The organism is Mycobacterium dioxanotrophicus (assembly GCF_002157835.1).
In the GTDB taxonomy this organism is placed as follows: domain Bacteria; phylum Actinomycetota; class Actinomycetes; order Mycobacteriales; family Mycobacteriaceae; genus Mycobacterium; species Mycobacterium dioxanotrophicus.
Map to the genome: position 1 here is coordinate 5,874,269 of NZ_CP020809.1, position 12,566 is coordinate 5,886,834.

General features: G+C 64.8%; 8 protein-coding genes. 2 read left to right on the forward strand and 6 right to left on the reverse strand.

Annotated elements, in window-relative coordinates:
• Positions 1-14 precede the first annotated feature (14 nt).
• Complete coding sequence (locus tag BTO20_RS28565) at positions 15-1,373, forward strand: alpha/beta hydrolase (RefSeq protein WP_087079300.1); 1,359 nt, start codon at positions 15-17, stop codon at positions 1,371-1,373.
• Between the two features lie 3 nt (positions 1,374-1,376).
• Here BTO20_RS28565 and BTO20_RS28570 read toward each other — a convergent pair whose 3' ends face one another.
• Positions 1,377-1,562 carry a hypothetical protein gene (locus BTO20_RS28570; RefSeq protein ID WP_087079301.1) on the reverse strand — a complete coding sequence of 62 codons (186 nt, stop codon included), beginning with the start codon at positions 1,560-1,562 and terminating at the stop codon, positions 1,377-1,379.
• Between the two features lie 304 nt (positions 1,563-1,866).
• Between BTO20_RS28570 and BTO20_RS28575 the strand changes: the two genes are divergently transcribed.
• Entirely contained in the window at positions 1,867-4,194 is a 2,328-nt protein-coding gene (locus tag BTO20_RS28575; protein ID WP_087082819.1) for an arylsulfatase, read from the forward strand.
• Between the two features lie 12 nt (positions 4,195-4,206).
• Here BTO20_RS28575 and BTO20_RS28580 read toward each other — a convergent pair whose 3' ends face one another.
• The 5 genes from BTO20_RS28580 to BTO20_RS28600 all read right to left on the reverse strand — a co-directional run bounded on the left by BTO20_RS28580 (position 4,207) and on the right by BTO20_RS28600 (position 12,464).
• On the reverse strand, positions 4,207-5,904 hold the full coding sequence (locus BTO20_RS28580) for an ABC transporter (RefSeq protein WP_087079302.1): 1,698 nt from the start codon (positions 5,902-5,904) through the stop codon (positions 4,207-4,209).
• Positions 5,901-7,388 carry a glycosyltransferase gene (locus BTO20_RS28585; RefSeq protein ID WP_087079303.1) on the reverse strand — a complete coding sequence of 496 codons (1,488 nt, stop codon included), beginning with the start codon at positions 7,386-7,388 and terminating at the stop codon, positions 5,901-5,903. Before BTO20_RS28585 ends, BTO20_RS28580 begins: the two co-directional genes overlap by 4 nt.
• On the reverse strand, positions 7,385-8,899 hold the full coding sequence (locus BTO20_RS28590; RefSeq protein WP_408632212.1) for a hypothetical protein: 1,515 nt from the start codon (positions 8,897-8,899) through the stop codon (positions 7,385-7,387). Before BTO20_RS28590 ends, BTO20_RS28585 begins: the two co-directional genes overlap by 4 nt.
• 8 nt (positions 8,900-8,907) lie before the next feature.
• Positions 8,908-10,833, reverse strand: coding sequence for a cellulose biosynthesis cyclic di-GMP-binding regulatory protein BcsB (locus BTO20_RS28595; protein ID WP_232490889.1), 1,926 nt, complete (start codon positions 10,831-10,833; stop codon positions 8,908-8,910).
• 80 nt (positions 10,834-10,913) lie between these two features.
• Positions 10,914-12,464, reverse strand: a complete 1,551-nt coding sequence (locus tag BTO20_RS28600; RefSeq protein WP_087079306.1) for a hypothetical protein — start codon at positions 12,462-12,464, stop codon at positions 10,914-10,916.
• Between the last annotated feature and the right edge of the window lie 102 nt (positions 12,465-12,566).

Genomic DNA, 12,566 nt, shown 5'->3' on the forward strand with positions numbered 1-12,566 from the left:
CATAGGAGCCCGGCATGTCACTGATCAGCGGAGCGGTGCCCATCGGGCTGGAAGTGCTGGCGATCGCGGCACTGGTGATCGGCATCGGACGCCTGGGCGGCAGACCCCTGCTTCGGTGGCTGACGGTCGCACTGCTGACGGGCGTGTTGCTCGCCGTCGTCGTCCGCGTATTCGTCAAGTACCAGGGATGGTCGGAGAAGGCCGCGTCGCTCGGCAGTGTGCTCTGGGTGGTCATCACCGGGTTCGCCGCGGCGATGGCAGTGCTGGCGTGGCGCGGTAATCGGTGGTGGCGTCGCATCGTGTCGGTGCTGGCCGTTTTTCTCGCCGTGCTGTGCGGGTTTTCGGAGTTGAACATCGCCACAGGCTACTTCCCGACCGTGCAGTCGGCCTGGCAGCGCGTGACGGGATCCGATCCGCCGCAGTGGATCGACGAGGCGGCCGTGGCCACGATGCGTCAGAACCACGAAGAGCCGACCCGCGGCACCATGGTGTGGGTGGACATCCCCAGGGACGCATCCGGATTCGGTCATCGACGGGAGTTGGTCTACCTGCCGCCGGCCTGGTTCCGGTCTGATCCCCCGCCGAGGCTGCCCGCCGTGATGGCCATCGGCGCCGAATTCAGTCATCCTTCCGACTGGCCGGAGTCCGGTGGTGCGCTCAAGACCCTCGACGAATTCGCCGCGTTCCACCGTGGGAACACGCCGGTGGTGGTGGTGTTCCCCGACTCCACGGGCACCTTCAACAATGACACCGAGTGCGTCAACGGCCCGCGTGGCAACGCGGCCGACCATCTCACCGAGGATGTCCGACCGTATGTGGTATCCCGCTTTGGGGTGAGCCCCGATCCCGCCCACTGGGGTCTGCTCGGCTGGTCGTCAGGAGGCACCTGCGCACTCATGCTGGCAGCCAGGAATCCGGAGCTGTTCAGCGCCTTTGTCGCGCTGGATGGACAGCTGGGTCCCAACAGCGGAACCAAGCCGCAGACCATCGCCCGGTTGTTCGGCGGCGACGCCGCGGCGTGGGCCGCATTCGACCCGAAGACTCTCATCGAGAAGCACGGGCGTTATGCGAACATGGCTGCGTGGCTGGGTGTTTCAGAAGAAACGCCGACCGTCCACCGCGCCGGAGGCGATGATCCCGTCCAGCCCGAGGCTGTCGCCGGGTGGGATCAGTACTCCGAGGACCACGCCGCCAACGCCAACAAGTTGTGCGTGCTGCTCAGCGCCCACAACGTGGAATGCTCGGTGGTCAGCTATCCCGGCAACCACACCTTCACGGCGGCTGCCCGCGGTTTCGCCGACGCGTTGCCGTGGTTGGCCGGTCGGCTGGGTACCCCCGACACCGAGCAGCGCCCGCTGCCGGGGGTCGCCTAGGGGTCAGTCCATCTTGGTGGCCAGTTCCAGCCGATACATCCCTGTGGGTTCGTCGAAATCACCGAAATTGAATGTCACCGACTCGATGGTTGCGTACAGGTTGATCTTGGCGTTCGGAAAGGTCCACTCGGGCTGCGGCGGGTGATAGCGATCGACGTGCACAGGGAATTCAGATCCACTTTCGGCCATGGCCCGATGCTGTCACGCCGACGCCCGCTCCGTCACCATCCACTGCGAATTACTCAGCGTCAGTTGGTGTTTGTCAGCGCACACAGCCACCGGGGATCGCCCGCCGACCCGGATGGACAGATTCCAACCTCACCCCATTCGGGCGATGCGTCCCCAGGGCAGTCCAAATAGTGTTGTCATGGGAACGCGGGCACATGTCTACTGCTGATACTTCGGTGGCAAGCGGTCCGCCGCTGCCCGTGCACTACCGCGCACACTGCCAATCGAATTCGGTGGCAACGGTTTACGGATGGAAGGCACACGCATGGCCGGTCGGTTCAATGGCGTCATCAACATGGACGTGCGGGACTCCACCGAGGACTGGGGTCCGTTTGCGCCACCGCAGGCGCGCGACGGCGCGCCCAACGTGCTCTACGTGGTGTGGGACGACACCGGGATCGGCGCCTGGGACACCTTCGGTGGCCTGATCGAGATGCCGACATTGAATCGCATCGCCGAGCGTGGACTGCGGTACTCGAACTGGCACACCACCGCGCTGTGCTCACCGACGAGATCCTCGCTACTCACCGGCCGCAACGCCCACATGAACGGCATGGCCTGCATCGTCGAGGGGGCGGGAGGTTATCCAGGGCAATCCGCGGTCATTCCACCCGAATCCGGAACGGTGGCCGAGGTGCTGCGGGACAACGGGTACAGCACCTACTGCGTCGGCAAGTGGCACCTCACACCGGAGAACGAATCCAACATGGGTGGGTCCCGCCGCACCTGGCCGCTGGGCCGCGGATTCGAACGCTACTACGGCTTCCTCGGCGGGGAGAGCAATCAGTGGTTCCCCGACCTCGTCTACGACAACCACACCGTCGACCAGCCATACCTGCCCGACGACGGCTACCACCTGTCAAAGGACTTGGTGGACAAGTCGATCGAATTCATCCGGGACGGCCAACAGGTGAACCCCGACAAGCCGTGGCTCATGTACCTGGCGTTCGGCGCCAACCACGCACCCCATCACTCCCCGAAAGAGTGGGTCGACAAGTACCACGGTGTCTTCGACGAGGGCTACGAGGTGTACCGCGAGAAGACGCTCGAACGCATGAAGCAACTGGGTGTCGTACCTCCCGACACCGAGATGGCCCCGATCAATCCCTGGCCTGCACCCGAGGTGATCGCCGAGATCGACCTGGTGCGCCCGTGGGACGAACTGGGTGACGACGAAAAGAAACTGTTCACCCGCATGGCGGAGGTCTATGCCGGGTTCTCCAGCTATACCGACTACGAACTCGGCCGTCTCGTCGACTATCTGGAGCAGTCCGGTCAGCTCGACAACACCGTCATCGTCGTCGTGTCCGACAACGGTGCCAGCGGTGAAGGCAGCCCCAACGGTTCGGTCAACGAGAACAAGTTCTTCAACAACTGGCCCGACGACCTGGCCGAGAACCTGCAGAAGCTCGACCTTCTCGGCGGCCCCGACACCTACAACCACTACCCCACCGGTTGGGCCGTCGCGTTCAACACCCCGTACAAGATGTTCAAGCGGTACACGCTCGAAGGCGGCATCGCCGACCCGCTGATCGTATCGTGGCCCGCCGAAATGTCGGCGGTGGGCGGCGAATTCCGCGACCAGTACCACCACGCGATCGACATCGTGCCGACTGTCTACGACTGCGCCCAGATCACACCGCCCGACGCGATCAACGGCGTCACCCAGTACCCCATTCAGGGCGTGTCGATGCGGTACACCTTCGACGCACCCGATGCCGAAAGCACCCGGACCACGCAGTACTACGAGATGCTCGGTACCCGCGCTCTGTACCACGACGGCTGGAAAATCGTCGCGCGCCACGGTGCCCTGTCCGGTATCGGCAATTTCGGCAGCGATGCCTGGGAGCTCTACCACACCGAAACCGACCGCGCCGAAATGCACGATGTTGCAGCCGATCACCCGGAGAAGGTCTCCGAGATGGTGGGCATGTGGTTCGCCATCGCCGGCCGTAACAATGTGTTCCCACTCGACGACCGAACCGCCCGGGAGCGGCTCACCCAAGAGCGGCCGAGTGCCAGTGCCCACCGCACCGAGTTCACCTACTATCCCGGCACCGCGGACATACCCGAGGGAGTCGCGCCGAACATCCGCAACCGCTCGTTCAAGATCCGCGCCGACATCGACGTCACCGCGGACGCACCGTCCGGGGTGATAGTCGCCCAGGGCAGCAGGTTCGGCGGCCACTCGCTGTTCGTCAAAGACGGCCAACTGCACTACGTCTACAACTTTCTGGGCATCGACGAGACGCTGGTATCCGGCAAACAGGCACTCACCCCCGGACAGCATTCGGTCATCGCCGAATTCGTCAAAGACGCGGAAGACCCACCCGGCGTGGCAAACGGCACGTTGCACCTGAGCGTCGACGGCACCGAAGTGGGCAGTGGCGCATTGCGCACTCAGCCGGGCAAGTTCAGCCTTGCGGGAGAAGGTCTGGGTGTCGGACGGGACACGGCCGACCCGGTCAGTAAGCAATACCCGGCGCGATTCGAACTCACCGGGCTCACCGTGGACCATGTCACCATCACGCTCGAAGGCGATCACTACATCAACGAGGACATCGAGGCACACGCGATGTTGGTGCGGGAATAGGGATTCGGCGACCTAGCGGACCTCGACGCGCTCGTTGACCCGGTACAGCCGCCAATCCGGCTGGCCGTCACCGTCGTTGGGGATCTCGAGCTCCAGGGTCGCCACGTCGGCTCCGGTGTTGTACAACGTCGGGTACCGCAGATTGAGAGCATCGGAGGTGCCGCGGCCGATGGGCGGCACCGCGAGTAGATACCGGATGCCGTTGGCACTCGGATCGTTGAGCAATTCGGTGAAGTCGGGGTCGGACGGGATCACGAACACCCGCGGACGTGGCGACGCGGCGAGAATGCCGAAGCCGTATACGGTGTCGGTGATCACCGAACTGTCGGGCAGGTTCAACGCCTGCAGATACTCGGCGATCTTGCGTTCGGTGCCGAAGGTCCGAGCGATGCGGTGTTCGGTGGCCTTGCGTTCGGTGACGTTGTAGGGGTCCGGCTTCAGCACCGCACCCAACCCGTATTCCTGTGGGGCGTAGTCGGGTTGGGCCATACCGACGACTGTCACGGGGATCCCGATGGCCACGATGGCTGCGACCGCCGCGTAGCGCACGACCGGGAGTCGTTTGGGCGTTTCGGCGGCGGGTGAGACGACCTGGGGTGCATATCGGCCGCGCCGGGTAGGCGTCGCGAGAACACCGTCGGGTACCGCGAGCATGGCCAGGCATGCGGTCATCGGAATCGCGATGATGAAGAACCGCAGGAACGGAAACGTCGATCCGGCCGAGTAGCTGTAGGTCTGGAACGCGAGTACGGCACCGAACAACGCCACCGGTACCAGCAGCACCTGCCAGTTGGGTCGCCCCCACCGCTGCATCAGCACCCACAACATCAGCGGGAGCATCGTCGGGGCCAGCAGCATGACGCACACCAGCGCGAACTGCACGCCATGCGCGAAATTCGGTGCGGTCTGGCCCGATTGTTCCAGGATCGCGGTGTTGCCGTATTGGGAGGTGAACTGCGCGAAGGCCTCACCGGTGATCAACCACCCAGCGGCGGCCCAGCCCAGGAAGGCCAACGCGCCCGGACCGCTCACGATCAACAGATCCAGAATCGCGCGCCGCACTCGGGGGCGCGGGGTGGCGCGCACATAGGTGGTGACGCCCACCAGGATCCCGGCAGCGCCGATACACGCCGCGGCGTCGTAGCGGGTCAGATACGCCAACCCCATCGCGATACCGCCTGCGGTGACCAGGTGGTGGACATCATCGTCGATCATCCACATGATGAGCCGGCGCACCGCCCAGGACATGAAGAAGATGAACGGCGCCTCGCTCATGCCGTTGGAGCCGTAGAACACGATCATCGGGTTGAGCGCGAACAACACCGTGATGGTCAACGAATACGCGCGCGGCAGACCACGATCGGTGCCCATGCTCAAGATCTGTACGGCGCCGCCCGCCATGAAGGTCGCCGACATGATGGTGCCTGAGAACGCACGTGCGGCGATGTCCGACCACAGTGTGCTCAGGGCGATCGCCGGGATCTGCACCATCGCCGCGACCGGCGTGAAGATGAAGCCCAGCGCGGCGAGATGCGGATCGCGGCTGAACAACACGGATTGAGTGGCCGCCACCCGTGACAGCGTGTCGCCCATGATGAATCCGTGGTGAACCTGCAGCCAATACCCCACCGCGAGATAGACGAACAAGAACACGAAGAAGACGGTGAATTTGAGCCTGCGGTCCGACCGCGCCGGCACCGTTCCGGTCATGCGGCAGCCGCCTCATCGGTCGTGGTGTCCTCGGGACGCTCGGCCAGCCCGTGAAACGTCTTCTCCCAGAACGACGGCTGCCGGATCATCTGATAACAGCCCTTGGCCGCGGCGACGCTCATCATCAGCCAGAACAGCGGCACACTCAGCGCCGCCAGCAGCAGGTCCGACCGGTCGTCCTCGCGCAGGGCAACCATGTTCATGTACATCACGGTGAAATTGCCGATGACCATCGCGATCAACGCCGGGAAGTAGATGAAAACGGGGAACACTTCGCCGACCACAGCGGGCTGGCCGAGGAACCACAGCACCGTGATGAACCAGAACAGCAGATTCAGCACCGCGATGATCGGCGTGCCCGCGAGCACCAGGGTGAACCGGATGAAGCTGCGCAAGCCGAGGGTCCGGTACAGCTTGAGCGGCTCGCGGATGTGAACCAGCCAGGTCTGCAGATAGCCCTTGTACCACCGGGATCGCTGCCGCACCCAGTTGATGGCATCGCTGTTGGCCTCTTCCAGCGTGAACGAGTCGATGACGGCGGTGCGATAGCCGTGCGACGCGATGCGCAGGCCCAGGTCCGCGTCTTCGGTGACGTTGAACGGATCCCACGCGCCGATCTTGCGCAGGATGTCACGCCGCAGGTGATTCGATGTGCCGCCCAACGGGATCGGTGACGTGCTCACCATCATCCCGGGCAGCAGATAGCCGAACCACAGCGCGTACTCGGCGGTGAACCACGCGGTCAACAGATTCTGGTGACCGTTGTGATAGACGAGCTTGGCCTGCACGCACGCCACATTGTCCGGCAGCTGACGGAAGGCCGTCACCACGCGCCGCAGTTGCAACGGTTCGGGCAGGTCCTCGGCATCGAAGATCGTGACGATGTCGCCGGTCGCGAAATGCAGACCGTAGTTGCACGCCTTGGGTTTGGTGCGCGGCTCTGCCGGCGGCACCAGAAGGATTGTGATGACGTCGGATTCGCCGCAGGCCTCGGCGGCGTCGATGGTGACCTGATCGTCGGCCTCCAGCAACAGCAGCACCTGCAGCTTGTCGCGCGGGTATTCCAGGGCGTCCATCGCGCCGATGAGGTCGGCGACCACCTCCGGTTCGTTGTACGCCGGTACCAGGATCGTGTACGACGGCAGGTCGGCGTCCGCAATCGCCCGGGCCGCCTCGTCGGAGATCACGATGGGCCGCGACGCCAACCCACGCTTGAAGATCAGCACCCGGTCGCCCAACGTCAACAGGTAGGCCAGCGTGCACAAGCCGATGAGCACGACCGCCGTCTGCATCGGCCGCCACACGCCGAAGGCGATCACGATCGCCAGCAGGCCCCACAGCACAGGCTTCTGCCAGCCCAGCAGCGGGGTGGACGCGGAGTGCACCGGATCGTCCTCCCGCAGGCCGTTGATCGCGCGGTGCAACGCGTACTCCCGCTGATCGTCGGTGACGGTCTCCGGGTCGAAGGTCTCGCCATATCTCATCGGCCGGACTCCGCCCGCGCGAACTGCTCGGCCACCAGTGCCCGACCGAACTCGGTGAGCAGGTCGGCATCCTTGTATGTCGGCAGCCGCTGCACCAGAACCGAGTTGCCCCGGAAGAGCACGGTGAGCAGGTTGCGCAGCGTGGACACCAGGCCACGTTGGGGATCCGGGAACGGCGCGTCGGGGAGGTGGTTGTCGACTGCGAAGACGTCGACGAGCTGGTCCTGATCCTCGTCGCCCCACGCGAACCGCAGCACGTCCCACGTCACCAGTAGACGGTCGTCGATGGCCGAGAACAGCTTTCCGCGCACCCCGTGGCCGAGGTCGACGGCGCGCGGAGCACTGAGCCGGGTACCGGTGGTGTCGTACAGCACCTGCCCGGGATAGGCATCGAACGAGAACGGCAGCTCGCTGACGATGCTGTCGACCATGAGTATTCGCGGCGCGGAGAGCTTGTCGAACCGGGCATCACCGACATCGGCGACCATCCGTTGGCGCACCAGGATCGCGTCGTCACCGTAGTAACGGGCCACTCCGGTATAGGTCTGCTCCCCGACGGCTGTCCAACCGGGCGGCGCTGAGAGGCGTCGACCCGGATCGAGATCGTAGGGCGCACTGCGGCTTATCTCGGTCGCACTCAATTGTCGCGGCAGCGGCATCAATGCCAGCGCGACCGCGACCGCCACCACGAGCGGGATGGCCGACCAGATCTGCTTGGCGGCAAGGGGTTCGATCTTGCGATCCAGGAGCTTCTTGGGCTGGCCCCGGCGGGTATAGAGAAACGCCGCGACGCCGACCGCGACGATTGCCGTGAGCGACGGAATCATCTGATATGCGAGGACCGGAGCGTCGGGTGTCAGAAGCTGCAGAAGTGTCAGGAGTAGAAAACCGAAGAGGAACGCACCGGCGGCACCGACAGCCGCGCGCCTGCGACTGCGCCCCACCGCGATGGCGGTCGCGGCAGCCGCGATGAACAGCGTTCCGACTCCAGCGGCGAACTTGCCGCCGCCCAGCGTGATCACCACCACCTGGTACGGCAGCGCCGACACGAGCGACAACAACACCCACACCCAGCCGAATCGTGCGACCGGACGCACGCCGAACAGCACAATGCTGCTGCTGAGCATGAAGAGCCACATGGCCAGCAGATCCAGGCGCATGAGGTGGAAGAACTCCGAATAGCGTTTGAGCAGCACACCCTGGACCATGAGCGCCAGCCCCAAACCGATGATGCCGACGATGACATCGGTCTGCCGGTCGTGGATGGGCAATTCGGTGCGGCGTCGGAAGTTCACCCCCAACGCGGCGAGCAGCGCCGCGATCGGAACCATCCACACATAGCCGATGAGGCCGCCGGCCAACGTGGTGTCGATGAGGTTGTCCAGGCTGTCCCAGAACGCCATGAGCGTCAGCACGGCGATGAGGAGCCACCGCGATACCAGCCGTACCGTGGGATTGAGGCCGAACCACCATGTCTGCAAGGACTCCCATCGCCCCGCGTCGACGGTCATGGTCACGGCTAGCTCCGCGACCGCCGGCCGCGCCAGGCGATCGCCCCGGCACCGAGAGCAGCCAGCACGACCACGACGGCGCCGATACCGAGGTAGAGCGCCTTCCGGTCAGTACTCGCGACGGCCGACTCCGGTTGCGCTGTCGCAGTGTTGACTTGGATCGGGTCACGATCGGCCACGGCGATCAGCGCATTGCCGGTCAGGCCGGACCATCGGGTGGTATCGGCGTTGAGCCATCCGAGCAGCCGGTCGAGCTCGTCCGGGGTGTTGGTGGACGTCGCGACGAGCAGTGTGCGGCCACCGGAGTAGAGCGTCTGCAACGAGCCGAATCCGATCTTCGGATCCAAGGTGAGCGTGCTGGATGTCCCACTGCCGTCGACATTCTCGACGGTGATCATGTCCTGCGAATCCACCGACACCGGCAGAGCGATCGAGGCTGCGTCCCAGCGATCGGGACTCACCACGAGAGCGGGGTTCGACGACGTGATGGCGTCCTGGCGGGAAACCACGGCGGTGTCGAACGGGCGGGCGCTCAGGCGCTGCAGTCCGGTGAGGATCAGCGCCGCCCGCCGCAGATTGGCGAAGCCGTCGTCGATGCCGACCTCCACGCGCGGCATCAACGCCTGCGGCAACGCCTGGAAGCCACCCGGGACCGGAGGCTTGGCCAACTTGCTCTCGACCGGTGACTCGCCGTCGATGGTCAGGGTGATCGGCTGGAACTCCCCGCACCTGCCGGTGTTGCCCGCGGCATTCACCGCGATGTCCAGATTCGTGTACCGCTGCAACAACCGGTCGGGCACGTCGATCCAGCGGTCGATGCGACCGTCGGTCTCGGTCGCCCACCGGTCGATGGTCTGTCCCCCGATGCTGACCACGACTTGCCCGGCGACGCTCGACGGCAATGGGGTGTAGGACCCCTGCAGATGGACTCTGACGCCGTGTACAGACCTGCCGAGCCTGGTCTGATCCAGCGGCACGGTCACCCGCGGATTGACCAGTGCAGTGGCGTTGACGCCGGGCTGCCCGAGCCGGCGGATGGTGGTCATGTCACTGGGTAGCTGCGGAGTTGTCGACAACGGCCCGGCGACGGCCTTGGAGCGAACGGCGAGCTTCGAGATGTCACTGGACAGCAGCCGCGCCTGATTGGTCAGCTCCCCCGGCGGTCCCGAAATCACGAGGACAGGAACGGCATTGGGACCCTGAAGGCTCAGTCCGGGCGCTTGCCCTTCACGCACCATGATCTGCCGTTCCAGTGCGGCCGGCGGTGGCACGGCCCCGCCATCGGTCGGCACGAGGTCGACAGCGGTGCGCTGCAGACCGTAGCGCGCCACGGTGGCCGTGACGAGCCGCAGTGCCGCGTCCGACTCGGCCTTCGACGGATTCGACGGCACGAACACCGTGAGCTTCTGCAGCACCGGGGGCAGGAAGTCGGCAATCGTGGCGGGTGGTATTTCCTGGCCTGTGTAACGGATCGCCGCGTCGACCAGCCGCAGTGGGTTCGTCGCGTCGTACACGCAGTACCCGTCCGGCAGCGTCAGATAACTGCGTAGCAACACCGTGACCGCGTTGTCGACGACTCGGGCACCAGCCAGCGGGATGGATATGGGCCCTTGGTCCGGAGGCAGCGGAACGCGGGCCAGTGTGCGATCCTCCTGAGTCACTTCCAGTGTGCCACCCCGCGCATTGACCGGTAGCACTGCGGTTGCGACCAATTCGGCCGCGGCGAGGCCGGGCTGCACCGGAACCGTCACCGTCTGCACACCTTCGACGCCGTAGAGCGCGATGTCAGGGTCGGAACCCAACGTCCTCAAACTCAAGGTCGGCGAATTTGCGAGTGACGGACCATCTTCCGGTGCGGCGGTCGCCACCCCTGGGAGAACAGTTCCGGCAACGACGATCACAGCAGCGAACAGCGGCAGCATCCGTGCAGTCACAGGTCGAAGCCTAAGCCGGACGTTGCTGACGCGCCCGGGTTCACAGAAATCGTTATATCCGTAAGCACGGGTCATGAAAGTCATTGGCATCGCCCGTTGCAGGGAAACTGCGCAGCCACCAATGCTCGCCCGAAAAGGGTGAGAAGCTCACCGTCCTTGAAGGTGGGGGTCTGCTCGTCGAGAACGGCGTTGCCGCGGAACAACAACGTGGTCAAGGTCCGCATGGTGGAGGCGATGTTCTTCGACGGATGCGGAAAGGGTGCATTCGGTTCGTGATTGTCAACGGCGAAAACCGTCACCCGTTGCGCCAGATTGTTGTTGCCCCAAGCGAATTGCAGTGAGTTCCAGGTCACCAGGAGATCGTCGTCCACCACCGACAACATCTGGGCATGTACTCCGTTGCCGAGATCGACCGGGCGCAGTTCGCTCAACCGCGCGCCGGTCAGCCCGTACACGACACGTGCCGGATACACCCCGAATGTGAACGGACGCTGACTGACGATGCTGTCCACCACGAGGGTCCGCGGCTTGGCCAGTTTGTCCCAGCTCGGGTTTCCGGTGTTCGCGCGCATGTATTGGCGCACCAGAACGGCATTGTCGCCGTACAGCCGGTGCACCTCGGTGTGGTTTTCGCGAGCTGCCGTCGACCACCCCGGCGGTGCGTCCAGCGGCTGTCCCGGGGTCAGCACATCGGGGCTGGGACGGCTGATCGGAGCCGTGGTCACCTGAGTCGGCAACGCGCAGAACGACAGTGCCACCGCGACCGCGACAACGAGGGGAACTCCGGCCCACACCTGCCTGGCGGCAAGCGGTTCCACCTTGCGATCCAACCATCGCTTCGGAACACCCCGGCGCGCCGCCAAATACATCACGACGTTGACCACACAGATCGCCGACAGGGCGGGCAGTTGTTGATAGACGATGAGCGGCGCGGCGGGGTGCAGCACGCTGATGGTGATGAGCACCGCGAATCCGAACGCCCACGCAGCAAGCGACCCGATGACGCCGCGACGAACCGTCCGGCCGACGGCGATTCCGGTGCCGATCGCGGCGACGATCAGCGTGGCCGCACCCGCGGCGAACTTTCCACCGCCGAGTATCACCACCGTCAGGTAGTACGGCAAGGAGAAGCCCATCGCGAACAGCGTCCACACCCAGAAGAACCGCAGTACCGGGCGAAGACCGAACAGCACGATGCAGCAGCACAGTACGAACAGCCACGCCGCGACCAGATCCAGCCGCAGCAGGTGGAAATACAGAGCGTACCGGTCGAGCAGCGCACCCTGGATCATCAGCGCCAGGCCCAAACACATGATGCCGACGATGATGTCGGTCTGTCGGTCGTGGATCGGGAGCTCGGTGCGGTTGCGTCGGGACACCCCGACGGCCACCAGCGCGGCCGCCACCGGCACAGTCCAGACGTAACCGCCGATACCGCCGGCCCTGGTGGTGGCGATGAGACTGCCGAAGCTGTCGTGGAACGCGAACGCCGTCAGGCCGATGATCAAGGCCCACCGCAGCGCCAGTCGGTAAAACGGATGGACGTCGTAGTACCGCGCCAGAATCGTCGTGAATCCGACCCGGCCCGGCGAGACTGTCGACGATGCCGTCGACGAGGATGTCGTCGTCATCGCCGCCGGCGGCGGACGCTCATGGCTAACCGAGCCGTCAATTCGCGGTTTCCGCGCTCAGCCCAATGATCCTCGATGACATGCCATTTCCCCGCTCGCATA

Coding starts and splice junctions, on each gene's coding strand:
- BTO20_RS28585 (WP_087079303.1), bottom strand. CDS start 7,388: ATGAGATATGGCGAGACCTTCGACCCGGAGACCGTCACCGACGATCAG.
- BTO20_RS28590 (WP_408632212.1), bottom strand. CDS start 8,899: ATGACCGTCGACGCGGGGCGATGGGAGTCCTTGCAGACATGGTGGTTC.
- BTO20_RS28580 (WP_087079302.1), bottom strand. CDS start 5,904: ATGACCGGAACGGTGCCGGCGCGGTCGGACCGCAGGCTCAAATTCACC.
- BTO20_RS28570 (WP_087079301.1), bottom strand. CDS start 1,562: ATGGCCGAAAGTGGATCTGAATTCCCTGTGCACGTCGATCGCTATCAC.
- BTO20_RS28600 (WP_087079306.1), bottom strand. CDS start 12,464: ATGACGACGACATCCTCGTCGACGGCATCGTCGACAGTCTCGCCGGGC.
- BTO20_RS28575 (WP_087082819.1), top strand. CDS start 1,867: ATGGCCGGTCGGTTCAATGGCGTCATCAACATGGACGTGCGGGACTCC.
- BTO20_RS28565 (WP_087079300.1), top strand. CDS start 15: ATGTCACTGATCAGCGGAGCGGTGCCCATCGGGCTGGAAGTGCTGGCG.